At 70.1% G+C, this 17,754-nt stretch carries 12 protein-coding genes; 9 read left to right on the top strand and 3 right to left on the bottom strand.

What is annotated here, in order from left to right; genetic code table 11:
* Positions 1-189: 189 nt before the first annotated feature.
* Positions 190-1,401 (bottom strand): TadA family conjugal transfer-associated ATPase, encoded by a 1,212-nt coding sequence (locus AC3CF1_RS21560; RefSeq protein ID WP_328381010.1) that lies wholly within the window; start codon positions 1,399-1,401, stop codon positions 190-192.
* Positions 1,398-2,501 carry a septum site-determining protein Ssd gene (gene ssd, locus AC3CF1_RS21555; protein ID WP_099849952.1) on the bottom strand — a complete coding sequence of 368 codons (1,104 nt, stop codon included), beginning with the start codon at positions 2,499-2,501 and terminating at the stop codon, positions 1,398-1,400. Before ssd ends, AC3CF1_RS21560 begins: the two co-directional genes overlap by 4 nt.
* Before the next feature lie 481 nt (positions 2,502-2,982).
* Here ssd and AC3CF1_RS21550 point away from each other — a divergent pair, with 481 nt between their 5' ends.
* From AC3CF1_RS21550 to AC3CF1_RS21530, 5 genes are all read left to right on the top strand, one after another.
* Entirely contained in the window at positions 2,983-3,372 is a 390-nt protein-coding gene (locus AC3CF1_RS21550; protein WP_099849950.1) for a hypothetical protein, read from the top strand.
* Positions 3,373-4,175: 803 nt separating this feature from the next.
* Positions 4,176-4,982 carry an HAD family hydrolase gene (locus tag AC3CF1_RS21545; protein WP_088951161.1) on the top strand — a complete coding sequence of 269 codons (807 nt, stop codon included), beginning with the start codon at positions 4,176-4,178 and terminating at the stop codon, positions 4,980-4,982.
* A gap of 175 nt (positions 4,983-5,157) precedes the next feature.
* Positions 5,158-6,054 (top strand): hypothetical protein, encoded by an 897-nt coding sequence (locus AC3CF1_RS21540; RefSeq protein WP_488451136.1) that lies wholly within the window; start codon positions 5,158-5,160, stop codon positions 6,052-6,054.
* Positions 6,051-7,415, top strand: coding sequence for a methyltransferase (locus tag AC3CF1_RS21535; RefSeq protein WP_488451135.1), 1,365 nt, complete (start codon positions 6,051-6,053; stop codon positions 7,413-7,415). Before AC3CF1_RS21540 ends, AC3CF1_RS21535 begins: the two co-directional genes overlap by 4 nt.
* Positions 7,310-7,942 carry a TetR/AcrR family transcriptional regulator gene (locus AC3CF1_RS21530; RefSeq protein ID WP_210925182.1) on the top strand — a complete coding sequence of 211 codons (633 nt, stop codon included), beginning with the start codon at positions 7,310-7,312 and terminating at the stop codon, positions 7,940-7,942. The genes AC3CF1_RS21535 and AC3CF1_RS21530 overlap by 106 nt, the downstream gene beginning before the upstream one ends.
* A 7-nt stretch (positions 7,943-7,949) precedes the next feature.
* Here the strand turns inward: AC3CF1_RS21530 and AC3CF1_RS21525 are convergent, their stop codons facing one another.
* The gene (locus tag AC3CF1_RS21525; RefSeq protein ID WP_088951157.1) at positions 7,950-8,696 is read right to left on the bottom strand and encodes a Fic family protein; all 747 of its coding nucleotides are present in this window, start codon (positions 8,694-8,696) and stop codon (positions 7,950-7,952) included.
* 440 nt (positions 8,697-9,136) lie between these two features.
* Here AC3CF1_RS21525 and acs point away from each other — a divergent pair, with 440 nt between their 5' ends.
* The 4 genes from acs (at position 9,137) to AC3CF1_RS21505 (ending at position 17,531) form a co-directional block, all read left to right on the top strand.
* Entirely contained in the window at positions 9,137-11,101 is a 1,965-nt protein-coding gene (gene acs, locus AC3CF1_RS21520) for an acetate--CoA ligase (protein WP_099849942.1), read from the top strand.
* 268 nt (positions 11,102-11,369) lie between these two features.
* Positions 11,370-14,165: an immune inhibitor A domain-containing protein gene (locus AC3CF1_RS21515; protein ID WP_488451134.1), complete on the top strand. Its 2,796-nt coding sequence runs from the start codon at positions 11,370-11,372 to the stop codon at positions 14,163-14,165.
* Between the two features lie 331 nt (positions 14,166-14,496).
* The gene (locus tag AC3CF1_RS21510; RefSeq protein WP_488452114.1) at positions 14,497-16,929 is read left to right on the top strand and encodes an immune inhibitor A domain-containing protein; all 2,433 of its coding nucleotides are present in this window, start codon (positions 14,497-14,499) and stop codon (positions 16,927-16,929) included.
* A gap of 89 nt (positions 16,930-17,018) precedes the next feature.
* Positions 17,019-17,531 carry a hypothetical protein gene (locus AC3CF1_RS21505; protein WP_488451133.1) on the top strand — a complete coding sequence of 171 codons (513 nt, stop codon included), beginning with the start codon at positions 17,019-17,021 and terminating at the stop codon, positions 17,529-17,531.
* Positions 17,532-17,754: the final 223 nt, after the last annotated feature.

The raw sequence follows: 17,754 nt of genomic DNA, 5'->3' as shown, positions 1-17,754 counted from the left end.
CGACCGGCCCGTCCAACGTACGACCGAGTTCCCGGATCCACTCCACCAGTGCGTCGTCCGGATCGGGACCGGCGCTCCCCTGTCCGGGCGTCAACACGCGACGCCGGCGGGACCGGATGGTCTGCACGGGCCACGCCACCAGGGCGGCGGCGACCAGGAGCAGCGCTGCCACCAGCAGCGCCCCGCCGGTCATGCCGGGCCTGCCGATCCGGGCCACGGCTCGCTCAGAATCGGCGGCACCGCCACCCCGCGCGCTCGCAGCAGCGCTCCGAGTGCACGGGCGGCCAGCCCGAGCCCGCCGCCGCGCACCCAGGCGGGCACCACTGTCACCAACCGATCGGGCCCCTCGGGCAGCAGCAGGCAGACCGACTCCAGGACGCGCCCCTGGCCGCCTCGTCGCACCTGGAACAGCACCTGCAACGCGGCGGCGACCTGGGCGTGCAGCGCGGCGCGGGGTAGCCCTCCCAGCATGCCCAGCGCCTCCAGCCGGGCCGGCACATCGGACGGGGTGTTGGCGTGCAGCGTGCCAGCGCCCCCGTCGTGGCCGGTGTTGAGCGCGGCCAGCAGGTCGACCACCTCACCGCCCCGGCACTCCCCGACCACCAGCCGGTCCGGGCGCATCCGCAGCGCCTGTCGGACCAGGTCTCCGAGGCTGACGACCCCCGATCCCTCCACATTGGCGGTACGCGCCTGAAGCCCCACCACGTGCGGATGCCCCGGACGCAACTCGGCGGCGTCCTCCACGAGCACGATCCGCTCGGTGGCCGGCACCATCCCCAGCAACGTGTTGAGCAGGGTGGTCTTGCCTGACCCGGTTCCACCGGTCACCAGGTACGCCAGCCTGGCCGCGACGACGGCGGCGAGCAGCGGTGCCACCGGTCGCGGCACGGTGCCCTGGCGCACCAGCTCGTCGAGCGTGAACGGCCGGTGCCGGAAGGTCCGCAGGGACAGGTAGGGACCCTCGGTCGCCACCGGTGGCAGCACGGCGTGCAGTCGAGTGCCGTCGGGGAGCCGGGCATCCGCGTACGGGGACCCGTCGTCGAGCCGCCGGCCGGCGCTGGAGATCATTCGCTGCGCCAACCGGCGGACATCCTCCACCGAGCCCACCGGGACCGCGACCTGTTGCAGCCCCGACCCACGGTCGACCCACACTCGGGTCCCGTTGACCAGGACGTCGGTCACCTCGGGGTCGGCGAGCAGCGGGGCCAGCGGCCCCGCGCCGACGAGGTCGTCATGCACCCGGTCGGCGATCCGCAGCACGGCGGTGTCGCCGAGCACCGCAGCGGCCGGTTCGGCCCGTACCGCCGAGACGATCGCCGCCGGTGTGACCGGGGTGGTGGCGGAGGCGATGCGCTGGCGCACCCGGGCGGCGATGCCGCTGTCCTCCGGCCGGCCGGTCATGCCGCACCCGTCGCCGGCGCACCGGTGAGGTCGGCGACGATCCGTTGGCAGAGCACGGCCAACGGGCCCTTGCCTGCGGCGGCTGGTGCTTCGCCCCGTTCCAGCCCGCGGCAGAGCCCCGGCTCGGGGCGCAGCGTGCCAGCCAGTGGGAGCCCAAGAGCCCGTGCCACCTCGGTCGCGCGCAGCCGGCCCGGGGCGGGACCGCGCACCACCACCGAGAGCGCGGCGCAGTGCGGGGCGGCGGCGGCAACGACCCGAGCGGCCGCGGCGGTGGCGCGCAGCTCGGCCGGGACGACAACGAACGCCTGGTCGGCCGCCTGCAACGCCACCACGGCCGCGTCGTCCAACTGTCGGGGCAGGTCGACCACCACGAAGTCCCGCCCCCGACGGGCGGCATCCACGGTTGCCGCCATCGCTGCCACCGGCAGCGGCAGCATTTCGCCGCGGTCCCAGGAGAGCACCACCAGGTCACCTCGGCTGGGCAGAGCCTGCACGAGCGCCGGGGCATCCACCCGCCCGTCGGCACCGGTGAGGGACGGCCACCGCAGCCCTTCCAACTGCTCCCAGCCCAGCACGAGGTCGAGGCCACCACCGAGCGGATCAGCGTCGACCAGCAGAGTGCGCAGCCGGGCCCGGGCTGCGGTCACGGCGAGACCACCGGCCAGCACACTCGCGCCAGCACCGCCCCGACCGCCGAAGACCGCGACGATTCGAGCCCCGACGCCGTCCGGACGGCCGGGTCCCTGCTCGGCGAACCGGTCCACCAGCCACGGCTCCGCGTCGGGCAGCATGGCGACGTGTTCGGCCCCGATCAGCTCGGCGATCTGCCAGCCCGGATCGAGCTGACCGGCCCGGCCGACCAGCACCAGCCGGGAGCGCTGCGGCAACCGGGCGCGCAGACACGACTGCGCCTGATCGGCGCCGAGCAACACCAGCGGCGCAGGAAGCCACCGGGTACGGGCGGCCGCCGGATCGCGGGCGAGGTCCACCTCCGTCCCGCCTGCTGCGGCGAGCCGGAGCACATCATCGAGCAGATCGTCGTCGCCGGTGACGACCAGCGGAAGCCGACGGATCGGCGGAACGGAGGTACGGGGTGGCATCGCGGCCTCCAGCGGTCGGGCTCTGGTATGCCGCCGACCCTGCTCGGAAACCGCTCCGCGAGCCGCCCTGACCGCGTCGCCTGTGGACAACTTCGTGGGCTGTGGACAACGCCCGTCGAGACAGTTGATCTGCTACGGGCGCGGGCAACTCCGCAGCTCCTGCCGCTGCCCGGGAAACAGCGGGGCCGCTCCCGGAAGAAGCGACCCCGCAAGTGTGCGCGTACTCGGCGGCTCACAGGCTGGTGAACCAGTCCTCGTCCCGCTTCTTCGGTGACCACTGAGGCACCCAACAGGCTCTCTCATCAGAACTGCCTGACCAGCCACAACGCCGGAAAGGCAATCACGGAAACCGCCACTGGCCAGCAATTTCAGGGAGATCACAGAAATTTCCAAGCTTTGACGACAATAAATCAGATACTTGCGCTCTCAACTTTCCCGGTGGTAACTTTCATCGACCGATTCCTCTGGGAAAGAGAGAAACGTGCGACTGAAATCCCTCGCCATCGCCCTGTCCACCGCAGGCCTGCTGGCCGCCATCCCCGCCGCGCCGGCATCAGCCGACGGCCCGTGGCCGAACGAGGAGCCGTGGCCGCCCGGCAACTGTCAGCAGGGCACTTTCTGCGCCTGGCCGAACTGGGCTCCCGTGAATTCCGGCCCCACGGAGACCCCGTCCCTGGTGACCACCGGTCCGTGGACCGGCAGCGCCCCGACGAAAACCTTCTACAACTACACGACCGCGAACGTCGAATTGGAATACCACCACACGTGGCAGGACGACTCGACGGTTATCACACACTGCGCCACCCCGCGCGGCAACATCTTCTACCTTCAGGTAATCGTGACCAAGGTAAACTGGCACGGTTCCTGCTAGCGCTTCGCAATGAGGAAACCGCGCCGCCGTCCACGGTCGCGAATGCGGTGGTGCAGCTTGCCGGCGGCCAGGTCCAGAACGGCGATCCCGTGCCGCACTCCCGGGTCGCGGGCGTAGGTGGCGCGTAGTCACACCGGCTGTCCGACACGCATGTCCCGGTCGACCTTGCAGCTTCAGCGGCCCTGATCCATTCCGCGCCGGGACCCGGCCCTTGGCGGACCGGTGGTCACAACGGTCCAGGAGCCGGGCGCATCCGTGGTGAAGTCGGGTCAGGTGCACCGGTCGATGAGCAGATCCAGTCTCGGGTCTGCTCATCGACCGTCTCGGTGCTCAGGTGAGCGACACCTGGACGACCCCCGCCGCGCCCCGTAGGCACCCGCTGGCTCTGCTGCTTTCCAACCGCAGAAACGCCGTCCGCAAACGCCCGAACCGGCCGGGGGACGGCCTGCGACCAGCGGTGGAGCGTTTCCAGCAGAAAGGGACGACCCCCGTCGGGGGAGACGGGGGTCGTCGAAAGGTTCGGCTCCGGGGGGGTCGAGCCGAACCACTCAGCGGTCACGGGGGGTGCAACCGCTGAGGGTCTTGTCTGTTTTCGGAGATGTGAAAACTCGTCGTACGGACAAGTCTGCCTGAGCGGGCCCGTCACGTCGAGTGGTGCCGCCTCCACTCAGTGCGAAAATCTCCTCGCAGAGTGTGAGCACGGTCACGCGGAGCGGAGGTGGTGGTGCCTGCCCGCAGGTCTGAGGGGTGGCCTGACCCCGGGCACCCGCCGACGATAGACCATCCGGCTAGACTTTCGCGCCGTGGGCCGAAGTGCCGCTTTCTTCGATCTGGACAAGACCGTCATCGCCAAGTCGAGCGCCCTGGCGTTCGGTCGGCCGTTCTACCGGGACGGGCTGATCACTCGACGTGACGTGGTCAAGTCGGCGTACGCGCAGCTGATGTTCCGGCTGGGCGGCACCGACGAGCAGACCATGGCCCGAACACGGGACTACCTGGCCGCGCTCTGCAAGGGCTGGCAGGTGGAGCAGGTCCGCCAGATCGTCGCGGAGACGCTGCACGAGCTGATCAACCCCTATGTGTACGCCGAAGCCGCCGTCCTGATCGCGGAGCACCAGGCGGCGGGGCGGGACGTGGTCCTGGTGTCGGCGTCGGGCGAGGAGATGGTCCGGCCGATCGGCGAGCTGCTCGGGGTGACCGATGTGATCGCCACCCGGATGACGGTGCGCGACGGTAGGTACAGCGGCGAGGTCGAGTTCTACGCGGCTGGCCCGAGCAAGGTCGAGGCGGTCAACGAGTTGGCCGCCGCCCGCGACTACGACCTGGCCGACTCGTACGCCTACTCCGACTCGTACAGCGATCGCCCGCTGCTGGAGTGCGTCGGCCACCCGAGCGTGGTCAACCCGGACCGGCAGCTGCGCAAGCTGGCCTCGGAGAACGCGTGGCCGGTGCTGGAGTTCCGGCACCCGATCCCGCTGGGACGTCGTCTGCGGGAGCGACCCGCCGTCCCGGTGGCCGCGGCCGCGCTCGGCGTCGGGGTCGGTGTGGCCATCGGCATCGCCTGGTACGGCCGGCACCGTCGGACCCGCGCCGCCGCCACCACCGCCTGAGTCCGACCAGGCCGGCAGGGCGCACCAGCCAGCACCCGAAGCCCGGGCGCCGGTGAGGGCCGCCCAGAACCACATCGCCACCAGCGTCCTCGCTACCGCCTGAGTACGGGATTGAGCGGTCGCTCAAATAGCCGTACCCTCCGTTTAAGCGACTGCTCAACACGGGGGGTTTCGGATGGAGAACGACGATGAGTCGACACCGCAGCGGACGAGTGCGCACTGGATCCTGGCCGGCCTGATCGCGCTCTTCGGGCTGGTCCTCTTCGTCGGGGTGGTGCGCCAGGGACGCGCCGACAGCGCTGTGCTCTTCGTGGCGTTGCCGGTGCTCCTGGCGGCCGGGCTCGCGCTCACCCCCCGCCGGACGGCCCACGGCCAGGTCTTCGCGGCCACCACGGTGACCCTGCTGTTGGCGGCGGTGGCACTGCACGAGGGCGCGGTCTGCGTCATCCTCGCCGCCCCACTGGTCTACGGGGTGGCACACGGCACCACAGCGCTGATCCGCGCCCTGCGGGAGGCCAACCGGCCGTACGCGATCATCGCCGTTCCGCTGCTGCTCCTGCCCGGCCTGGAGGGCAGCGGCATCGCTCCCCGGGTCGACCCGGAGCAGACGGTCGAGGTGGTCCGGGTCGTCGGGCTCCCCGTCGAGCGGGTCGCCGAGCGGCTCTCCACCGGCCCCCGCCCGACCGCCGTCCGGTCCGCGCCGCTGCGACTCCTGGGAGTGCCCACGCCCGGGCAGGTCAGTGGCGACGGGCTTGAGGTCGGCGACCGGTGGATGTTCGGCTACCACGGCAGCGCGCACGGCCCGGGCGGCCATCTGCTCGCCGAGGTGGAGACCGTCGCGCCGGGGCGGGTGGGCTTCCGCTTCGTCGAGGACAGCTCCATCACCGCACGCTGGTTCACCTGGCAGCACGCGGAGCTGACCTGGCGGGCGCTCGACCCAGCGCACACCGAGGTCCAGGTCCGGGTCGACTACACGCGCGGTCTGGACCCCTCCTGGTACTTCGGCCCGGTGCAGCAGGTGCTGCTCGGCGCCGGCATGCGGCACCTGCTCGACATGTTGGCGCTGCGGTGACGGTCGCCCGCTGGTTGAGCCTGGCACTGCCGCTTCTCGCCGTGCTCGCCGTCGGGGCCCGCGAGCGGGACCGGGCCGTCCGCGCTGCGGCGCTCCTGGCGTTCCTGACCGCCGGGATCGGCATCGCGGCGCTGCACGAGGTCGCCGGCCTGGCCGACTGGTACGCCTTCGCGCCCGTCGACGGGTCGTACCGGGGGATGCCGGTGGACCTGTGGATCGGCTGGGCCGCCCTCTGGGGTCCGCTGCCGGTGCTGCTGCGCCGGGTGCTGCCGCTGCCGGTCGCGCTGGGTCTGCTGCTCTGGGTCGACGCGGTGGCCATGCCGGCGCTGCACCCGCTGGTCAGCCTCGGCCCACACTGGCTCGTCGGGGAGGTGGTCGGGCTGCTCGCGGTGGCCCTGCCCGCCCAACTGCTCGGTCGGTTCTGCGCCGACGGTCGGCACCTGGGCGTGCGTACGTTCCTGCAGGTGGGCGTCTTCAGCGCGCTGCTGCTCTGGTTCATCCCCACGCTGGCCTTCGAGTTCGGCGACGGGTCGTGGGCGGCACTGACCGAGTTGGACCGCACCGGGATGCTGGTCGTCGCGCAGCTCGCCCTGCTGGTGGCCACGCCTGCGCTGGCTGCCGTCGTGGAGTTCGCCGTCCGGGGCGGCGGCACCCCGTACCCGTGGGACCCGCCGCGTCGTCTGGTCACCACCGGCCCGTACGCCTATCTGGCCAACCCGATGCAGGTCTCCGCCGTGGTGTTGCTGCTGTTCACCGCGGCGGCCACCCGCAGCGTCGCCCTGGTCCTCGCCGCGGTGTCGGCGTGTGCGTTCGGAGCAGCCGTGGCCGGGCCGCACGAGCAGCACGACCTACGGGTGCGCTACGGCGTCTCCTGGCGGTCCTACCGGCGGCAGGTGCGCGACTGGTGGCCTCGATGGCGGCCGTACTCCTCCGGGCCAACAGCGGTGCTCTGGCTGGACGACGACTGCGGGCCCTGCGCGGCCACCTGGCGGATGTTGGCCCGGCGGCATCCGGTGGGACTGCGGATCCGACCGGCCCGCCAACACGAGCACGTGCTGTGGCGGGCGAAGTACGTGGGCGGCGACGGTCACACGGAACGGGGGGTGGCCGCCGTCGCCCGCGGGCTCGAACATGTCCACCTCGGCTGGGCGTTGGTCGGCTGGACCCTGCGACTGCCCGGGGCCACCTGGCTCGCCCAACTGGTCACCGATGCGATGATCGCAGCGCCGCACCCGGCCCGTCCGGAAGGAGAGCCATGTCCGACACCAAGCAGCGTCTCCTCGACGGCGCCATCGCCGCCATCCGCGAGCACGGCATCGCCGGCGTCTCGGCCCGCACCATCGGTGCCGCCGCCGGGGTGAACCAGGCGCTCGTCTTCTACCACTTCGGCACTGTCGACGACCTGCTCTCGGCGGCCTGCCGCGTCAGCACGGCCGAGCGGGTCGAGCACTGGTCGACGCGGCTGGCCTCGGCCGGTTCGCTGCGCGAACTGCTCGCCGTGGGGCGGGCGTTGCACGAGGAGGAACGCCAGCTCGGCAACGTCACCTTCCTGGCGCAGATGTTGGCGGGGGCGCAGGCGGACCAACGGATGGCGGCCCCCACCGCGGGGGCGCTGCAACTGTGGGTGGACGAGATCGAGGCGGTGCTGCGGAGGCTGCTCGCCGGGTCCCCGTTCGCCGAGGTCGCCGACGTGCCCGGCCTGGCCCGCGCGGTCTCGGCCGCGTTCATCGGGCTGGAACTCTACGACGGGGTGGACCCGGCGGGCGCCGACCAGGCGATGGCCGCGCTCGACCAGCTCGCGCTCCTCATCGAGATCGTCGACGACCTCGGGCCGATCGCCCGCCGGGCGCTCCAGGCCAAGGTCAACCGGGCGACCCGACGGGACTGATCGCGGCTCAGGCGGCGGCGAGGATCTCGTCGCCGATGACGGTGAGCTGGTCGGCCCCGACCTCGACGGCCGCCATGTAGTGGCGCAACCAGGAGCGCAGACCATCCGGGGTGCCGGTGGCGAAGGCGCCGGCCGAGCCGACGTACTCCGGCTCCCGCTCGCGGTGCCCGACGTCGACGGCGAGCAGGCCGCGCGGGTCGAGGCCGCTGGCGAGCAGCACCAGCCGGGCGGCCCCCCGGGCCACCACGCCGGACGGCCCGGCGAACGGACGCAGGTTCAACAACTCCCCGTGTACGACGGCAGCCAGCACCAGCGGCGACACCTTCGTGCCACCGGCGACCAGCCCGGCCAGCCCGTCCAGCCGCGTGGCGACCACGGGATCGGCCACCGGGCGGCCCAGCTCGGATTCCGGCACCAACTCCCGGGCGGCGAGGACGTGCAGCTTCGCGAGAGCCTGCCGGGGGGCCTTCGGCCAGAGTTCACTCAGGCCGGGCAGCGCCCCGGCAACCCGCAGCGCCCCCTGGAGCAGCGGATCGGTGACCGTGCCGGCGCGGACCGCCTCGCGTTCGTGCACGGCCCCTTCGAGGGCGGCGCTGGCCACCGCGGAGCGCAGGCTGACCTCGGCCGCGACCTGGCCACCGTGCCGGCGCAGCGCGCGGTGCCCGAGCGCCTGGTCGAACCGTTCGCGGGCCTGCTCGACGGCAGTGGCGATGTCGGCGAGCGCGAGCAGCGGGGCGAGCGGATCGGTGGTCACCCCCGTCACGCTAGCGACCCGGCCCGGCCGGTCGGGCCGCACCCGGCCGCAACGCGACCCGGACCACCCACCCCGGGCGCCCACCCGACCCGGCGCCCAGCCGCGACACTCAGCCAGCACCCCACCCGAGCCGATGCCTCGCCTTGATCAACACGGGTTTGGTGAACTCGGGGCATCCCATCGGCCCCGACACCGCGATTCCAGTGAACCCGTGTTGATCAAGGCCGACCTACCGACTCCGCGCCGACCGAGCCCGCACACCGAGCCCGCACACCAGGGCGGGCCGTCGGGCGCGTGGTGACGGCCGCTCGGCGCGACGTGCCGGGCAGCGGTCGCCCGTCGAGGGTCCCGCGACTACCCTCGTGCCAACGCAGGTCACCCCGAGGACCAACGCAGGTCACCCCGAGGACCAGGTCACCCCGAGGACGAGGAGTCACGGCATGAGCGAGGCATTGGCAAATCTGCTGAACGAGACGCGCCAGTTCCCCCCGCCGGCCGAACTCGCCGCGCACGCCAACGTCACCGTCGACGCGTACGCCGAGGCCGAGACCGACCGGCTCGCCTTCTGGGCGAAGCAGGCCGACCGTCTGGCCTGGTCGAAGAAGTGGGACGAGGTGCTCGACTGGTCGAACCCGCCGTTCGCGAAGTGGTTCGTGGGCGGGCAGCTCAACGTGGCGTACAACTGCCTCGACCGGCACGTCGAGGCGGGGCTCGGCGACAAGGTCGCGATCCACTGGGAGGGCGAGCCGGGCGACACCCGCACCCTCACGTACGCCGATCTGCACGAGCTGACCTGCCGGGCGGCGAACGCGCTCACCGACCTGGGGGTGACCGCCGGCGACCGGGTGGCGATCTACCTGCCGATGATCCCGGAGGCGGCGGTGGCCATGTTGGCGTGCGCCCGGGTCGGCGCGGCGCACAGCGTGGTCTTCGGCGGCTTCTCGGCCGACTCGCTGAGCAACCGCATCCAGGACGCCAGCGCCAAGGTGGTGATCACCGCGGATGGTGGTTACCGGCGGGGCAAGCCGTCGGCGCTGAAGCCCACAGTGGACGAGGCGGTAGCCAACAGCCCGTCGGTGGAGCACGTGCTGGTGGTCCGCCGCACCGGCGAGGACGTCGCGTGGACGGAGAAGGACCACTGGTGGCACGAGACGGTGGAGACCGCGTCGCCCGAGCACACCGCTCAGCCGTTCGACTCCGAGCACCCGCTGTTCATCCTCTACACCAGCGGCACCACGGCCCGGCCGAAGGGCATCCTGCACACCACCGGCGGTTACCTCACCCAGGCGTCGTACACGACGCACGCGGTCTTCGACCTGAAGCCGGAGACGGACGTCTACTGGTGCACGGCGGACATCGGCTGGGTCACCGGGCACTCCTACATCGTGTACGGGCCGCTCTCCAACGGCGCCACCCAGGTCATGTACGAGGGCACCCCGGACACCCCGCACAAGGGCCGGTTCTGGGAGATCGTCGACAAGTACCGGGTGAGCATCCTGTACACCGCGCCCACCCTGATCCGCACGATGATGAAGTGGGGCGAGGACATCCCCGCCGGCTTCGACCTGTCCTCGCTACGCCTGCTGGGCAGCGTCGGTGAGCCGATCAACCCCGAGGCCTGGATGTGGTACAGGCAGTTCGTCGGCCGGGGCGAGCTGCCCGTGGTGGACACCTGGTGGCAGACCGAGACCGGCGCCATGATGATCTCCCCGCTGCCGGGTGTGACAGCTGCCAAGCCGGGTTCGGCGATGACCCCGCTGCCGGGCATCGTGGCCGACGTGGTGGACGACCAGGGCCAGTCGGTGCCGAACGGTGGTGGCGGCTACCTGGTGCTGCGTGAGCCGTGGCCGTCGATGCTGCGCACCATCTGGGGTGACGACGACCGGTTCATCGACACGTACTGGTCGCGGTTCCAGGGCATGTACTTCGCCGGTGACGGGGCGAAGAAGGACGACGACGGGCACATCTGGCTGCTCGGCCGGGTGGACGACGTGATGCTGGTGTCCGGGCACAACATCTCGACCACCGAGGTGGAGTCGGCGTTGGTGTCGCACCCGTCGGTGGCCGAGGCGGCGGTGGTCGGTGCGACCGACCCGACGACCGGTCAGGCGATCGTCGCCTTCGCCATCCCGCGCGGCAGCACGGACATCGCCGGCGAGGCGGGTGAGCAGCTCATCGCCGACCTGCGCAACCACGTGTCGAAGACGCTCGGCCCGATCGCCAAGCCCCGGCAGATCATGCTGGTGGCGGAGCTGCCGAAGACCCGCTCTGGCAAGATCATGCGCCGGTTGCTGCGGGACGTGGCGGAGAACCGGTCGCTGGGCGACGTCACCACCTTGCAGGACTCGTCGGTGATGGACCTGATCTCCTCGGGGATGAGCGGCACCAAGTCCGACGAGGACTGACGGCAGGCGTACACGCCGGAGGGTGGTGGTCCGTGCGGACCGCCACCCTCCGTCATTTTCTTACGGGTACGGCACGCACGGCCTGACCAGTGTCACATCGGTCGGTCGGTGGAGCCGGGGAAGCTGAACGGACACACGAGGCGGACCACCCCTGTCCTTTCGGCCGGTTGTGATTTAGGTTCACGCAGGTTGGCAGAGTTCGACGCTCATCGCATCGATGGTCGGCCACGCCAGCGTCCTCCTCCCCATGCCCGAGAAATGGAGCGGCATGAACCACAAACCGCAGTCCGGGGCGCGCCGACGACTACTCGTCGCGCTACCCGCCATCGCCCTCGCGGCCACGTCACTGACCGTGACCGGCAGTGCGGCGGCCCAGTCGTCCTCCCCCACCCCCCGGGCGGTGATCGGGGCCGACGAGCACTACATCAACTACGCCGAGCCCGAGGTGCAGCCGGACACCACCGGCCGTGAGGTCAAGGGCAAGGGTGGCGTCTACACCCCGGCCGTGGAGTCCGCGCGCGAGTTCGACCAGAAGCACGCCCGGGGCAACCCGGTGACCGCGCGGCAGCTCGCCAAGGACGAAGCCCGGTCGCTCAAGACGGGCAAGAACCCCCGGCAGTTCAAGAAGTCGCCGACCACCCAGACGGCGAAGCTGCTCACGCTGCTGGTGGAGTTCAACGACAAGGCCAACGACGACTTCACCGACGTGATGGTCCCGAAGACGGTTTTCGAGGACCGGACCTGTGTCCTCGGCACGGTGCAGAACGGCCCGAAGCACAACAACATCCCGAACCCGGCGACCCTGCCCCACGAGGACAACAACTCGATGTGGGTGCCGGACTTCTCGCCGTCGCACTACGACAAGATGCTCTACAGCAAGAAGGGCATCACCGAGCGGGTCCGCACCGACCTGCGCGGCCCGGACGGCAGGAAGGGTGTCGACCTGTCCGGCCGCACCATGCACAACATGTACCTGGAGATGTCCAAGAACGCGTACACGGTGGACGGGCAGGCCAGCCCGTGGATCACCGTGCCGCACTCGGAGGGCTGGTACGCCGCCAACCGCTGCGAACAGGACGAGACCGGCGCCTGGGTCCCCGGCCGTGAGCAGTCGATGAACGGTCACCCGGACAACCCGGACGGCGCGGACCGCCTGGCGGTCGACGCGATCGACGCGCTCGTCGCGAAGGACCCGAGCTTCCCGTGGGCCGACTACGACATCGAGGACCAGGCCGACCGCGACGGTGACGGCAACGTCTACGAGCCGGACGGCGTGATCGACCACCTCGTGCTGGTGCACGCCGGTCAGGGCAAGTCGCGCGGCGGCGGCGCCGAGGGCGTGTACGCCGTGTGGGCGCACTCCTCCACGGTCGCCGGTGGTTACACCATCCCGGGCACCAACCTCAAGGCGTCGAACTACATCGTGCAGCCCGAGGACGCCGGCGTTGGCGTCTTCGCCCACGAGTTCGGCCACGACCTGGGCCTGCCGGACCTCTACGACACGTCCGGCAACGCCGACTCCGACGTGGACTTCTGGGACCTGATGGCGTCGGGGTCGCACTCCGGTGAGATCTTCCAGGCGCTGCCCACCCACATGGGCATCTGGGACAAGTGGGTGCTCGGCTGGGCCGACCCGCTGACCATCCGCCCCGGGTCGAACCCGCGTGAGGTGAAGCTCGGCCAGACGTCGCGTACCCCGATCGACTCCGAGGACGGCATCAAGGTCGACCTGCCGGACAAGGTGACGACGCTGGCCACGCCACACAGCGGCACCAAGATGTGGCACAGCAACAACGACCAGGAATGGGCCGACGTCAAGCTCAGCCGCTCGGTCGACGTGCCGGCGGCAGCGGACTCGAAGTTCTGGATGTGGAACAACTACATCATCGAGGAGGACTGGGACTACGGCTTCGTCGAGCTCTCGACCGACGGCGGTACGACCTGGACCGAGCAGAAGGTGTACGACGAGGGCGGCACGGTGGTCACCACGCCGGACGGCTACTCGGACCCGAACGGCCGGATGAACGACTTCGGCGGCAAGAAGTACGGCCTGACCGGCAGCACGAACGGCTGGCGCCACGACTACGTCGACCTGTCGGCGTACGCGGGCACGACGGTGCAGCTGCGGTTGCGTCAGGCCACCGACGAGGCGTTCGAGGAGCGCAACTGGTTCGCCGACGACTTCTCGGTCACCGGCGGCGGCGCCACGACGTGGAGTGACGACGTCGAGGGCGGCGCCAACGGCTGGACGGCCACTGGCGGCACCTTCGTGGACACCACCGGCGGGGGCTGGAAGGTCTCCAGCGGCACCGAGGTCCACGCCCAGTTCTACCTGGCGGAGTGGCGCAACTTCGACGGCTTCGACAAGGGCCTGAAGTACGCCTACGACACCATCTACTCGCACGACGCGTGGAAGGTCGACCGGATCTCCTACAACGCGCCGGGCATGCTGGTCTGGTACCGGGACAGCGCTCTCGGCGACGTCAACCACGTCACCGGGCAGATGACCGCGCTGCCCAGCTACGGCGCGAAGGGTGGGTTGCTCATCGTCGACTCGCACTTCGACCCGTACCGGCGTACCGGTGAGGCGGCGGTGAAGGACCCGTCGGTGACGGACAACCTGCCCAGCCGTCCGCAGTCGGCCAACGCGGCCTTCTCGCTGAACAAGACGTACCCCTTCACGGAGTGCCTGGAGGCGGCGGACGAGCCGTACAGCGCGTACTGCACGAAGTTCAGGGCGCAGGCGCCGGTGAAGGGCTTCACGGACGCCAAGACCTGGTACCCGGGCATCGAGATGCGCGACGGGGCTGCGTACGCGCGGGACAACGACGCCTCGGTGGTGGTGCCGTCGCGGAACAACGCGCCGTACACCACCCGGGTCACCCACCCGGACGGCAGCCCGGCACCGGAGTTCTACGGCACGACCCTCGGCGGTGGCGCGATCGTGCTGGGCACCGGTAACCCCGGAGACCAGGGCGTGAACTACGGCGTCTCGCTCACCATCAAGAAGGCGGCACGGGACAACTCGTCCGCCACGATCTTCGTCACCCCGGCGAGGAAGTAACGGTTTCGCGGATCAACAACTGACAGTGGGGCCGGTGGCGGAGACGCCGTCGGCCCCACTGCCGTACATCGATCATGTTGATCGAAATGAGTCGCTATATTTGGGGTCGCGCCGTCCTCGCTGGTCAGCGTGGCTGATGAAGCCCGGGTATGTGACGGTGAAAAGCATTCCCAACAAAATCTTGCAACAAATCGACGCGTGCATCTTCCCACCCGTCGCAGCAGTGTCTATGTTCACCATTGGTCCCACTAGTGGGATCGATCTCCCACCGGCCCGTACCCCCGTATGGCCGGTTCCCTCACACCGGAGGTACCACGTGCGCAAAGTCGCAGTGGGTCTGCTCGGGCTCTCACTGACGGCGACAGGCCTGGCTTTCGGCCCGTCCGCCTCGGCGGCGCCTCAGCCCAAACTGCCGGTAGCAGCACCAGCCGCTGCCGAACCGCAGGCGTTGCAGGACGAACTCCCCGACAAGCTCGAGGACAAGCGCCGCGCATTGCGTCAGCAGGGTCTCAGCGATGTGCTGAGCGGTCGCAGCAAGCCGATTCAGCGCAACGGAAGCACTGTCGTCAAGGTCGGTCAGGTCGGCAAGACGGGCACCAACGCCAACGCCCGCTCCGCAGCCGGCGCCCAGCCGACCCAGGATCAGTACGTCGAGCTCCAGCGGGAGCGGACCGACAAGATCTTCGTGATCCTGGCCGAGTTCGGTGACGAGCGGCACCCGTCCTACCCGGACAAGGACATGGACCCCAACATCGCCGGACCGGCGACGTTCGAGGGTCCGCTGCACAACAAGATCCCGGAGCCGAACCGGGCGGTCGACAACTCCACCATCTGGCAGCCGGACTTCAGCCCGGAGCACTTCCGCCAGGTCTACTTCGGCACCAACCCGGGCGACGAGTCGCTCAAGCAGTACTACGAGGCTCAGTCCTCGGGTCGCTACACCGTCGAGGGTGAGGTGACCGACTGGGTCAAGGTCCGGTACAACGAGGCCCGCTACGGTCGTTCCGACGACCCGAAGGCCGACGACGACCCGACCGGCGACCCCGCCGTCTGCGGCGACAACGTCTGCTCGAACACCTGGGCCCTGATCCGCGACGCCGCGAACCAGTGGGTCGCCGACCAGAAGGCCAAGGGCCGGACGGACGCGCAGATCGCCGAGGAGATGAAGTCCTTCGACCAGTGGGACCGCTTCGACTTCGACGGTGACGGCGACTTCAACGAGTCGGACGGCTACATCGACCACTTCCAGATCGTCCACTCCGGCGGCGACCAGGCCGACGGTGACCCGCAGCAGGGTGAGGACGCCATCTGGAGCCACCGTTGGTCGGCGTTCAACAGCTCGCCCGTGGGCCCGCCGAACTTCCCGATCGGTGGCACCCAGATCGGCAACACCGGCGTCTGGATCCGCGACTACACGATCCAGCCGGAAAACGGCGGCCGTAGCGTCTTCTACCACGAGTACGGCCACGACCTGGGCCTGCCGGACGACTACGGCCCGGCGGACAACAGCAACGAGCACTGGACCCTGATGGCCCAGAGCCGGCTCGGTGCGAAGAACGACCCGGCCATCGGTGACCGTGGCGGCGACCTCGGCGCGTGGAACAAGCTCCAGCTCGGCTGGCTCGACTACGAGGTGGTCGTGGCGGGGCAGAAGCGCACGCTGGACCTCGGCCCGCAGGAGTACAACTCGGACAAGGCACAGGCCGCCGTCGTGGTGCTTCCTCAGCGGGAATACACGTTCAACTACGGCGCGCCGTTCGAGGGCGCCAAGCAGTACTTCTCCGGTAACGAGGACGACCTCGACAGCAAGATGACGAGGACGTTCGACCTCACCGGCAAGTCCGCGGCGGCGATGTCGCTCAAGGGCAAGTACAGCATCGAGGCCGGCTACGACTACCTCTACTTCGAGGCGTCGACCGACGGCGGTCAGACCTGGACCGACCTGGACGGCACTGTCGGCGGCAAGCCGATCGGCGTCGACGGTGCGGGTCGCCCGGCCCTCGCCGGCAGCAGCAACGGTGCCTGGGCTGACATCAACATCCCGCTGACCTCGGTCGCCGGGAAGGTCGCTCAGGTTCGCCTGCACTACGTCACCGACGGTGGTGTCTCCGAGGGCGGCTTCTTCGGTGACGCGATCACCGTGACCGCCGACGGTCAGACCGTGCTCAGCGACGGTGCCGAGACCGACGCGGGTTGGGCGCTGGAGAAGTTCGAGGTGGTCGGGGCGACCTACACCCGGCTGTTCGACAACTACTACATCGCCGGCAACCGGTCGTACGTCTCGTACGACAAGTACCTGAAGACGGGCCCGTACTTCTTCGGCTACGCGAACACCCGCCCGGACTGGGTGGACCACTACGCGTACCAGGAGGGTCTGCTCATCTCGTACTGGAACACGCGGTTCTCCGACAACAACACCGCTCCGGTTTCGCCCACCAACCCGGGTGGTCACCCGGGCGAGGGTCGCAACCTGTACATCGACGCGCACCCGCGCCCGATCTACAACCTGACCGGTGCTCCGTGGCGCGCCCGCGTCCAGGTGTACGACGCACCGTTCAGCCTCAAGAAGGCTGACTCGTTCACGCTGCACCTCAACAGCCAGCCGCAGTACATCCGCGGTCAGGCCGCTGAGCCCGTGTTCAACGACACCAAGAAGTACTTCTACGAGGAGCTGCCGAACCACGGCGTCAAGCTCCCCGCAGCCGGTGTCAAGATCGAGGTCAAGGAGCAGAACGGCACCTCGATGAAGATCCGGATCAGCTGACCACTGATTCAGCAACACCCAGCGGCGCCCGGGCGGATCATCTGCCCGGGCGCCGCCCTTTGTCCCACCGCCCTTTGTCCCACCGACAGGTGGAACCCGGCGACCTGCTGGAACGTCCCATCACCGTGCACCTCGCCTCACGCGTCACCCTCATCGCCGCGCTCCTCCTGCTGCCCCTGACCGCGTGCGCCGACCCGAAGGGTGCGGGCCCCCTGGCTGCTCCCTCGGCCTCCGAGACCCCGACGCCGGACGCACCCACCTCGCGCGCATTCAGGCCCGCCCAGCCCGCAGCAACGCCCTCACCGGCCTTCACACCGCCGCCGTCGCGCACACTCCGGCCGCCCATCGGCATTCCGCCAAAGCCACCAAAGCCGACACCGCCGACCGATCTACGGGACAACGGCCTGATCACGGGCCACATCACCCGGGGCGGCGCCGGCCCCTGCTACGGGCTCGTCGCCGAGGACGGCCGCGCGTACGCCCTGCACGGCCCGGGCTACGGCAACCTGACCGAGGGCAGTTTCGTCACCCTGCGGATCGTCCCCAGGCCAGCCGGAGTGGACTGCGGTGTGGGTGTCCCCGTGAGCATCGTCATGCGTTGACCCCGTCGGGTAGACCCTGACCGGCGTGACGAATCGAACACAGTCACCACGACCCCTCACGTCGTCCGGCACTTGACGCAGAGTCGCCATCCAAGCACGATCATCGATGTCGATGGTGGACCGGCACCTGCGCTCACGTCGCAGCCGACCACCACCTCGGCATCGTCCACGGGGGTGGTCAGGCTTGTCAGGTGGAATCTGGTCGGACACAGACGGCAGCGGC

The sequence above is a fragment of the Micromonospora sp. MGP-C2 genome (genome assembly GCF_057766525.1).
Note: the sequence above shows the minus strand (reverse complement) of the source record. Positions and strands in the feature narration are given on the sequence as shown.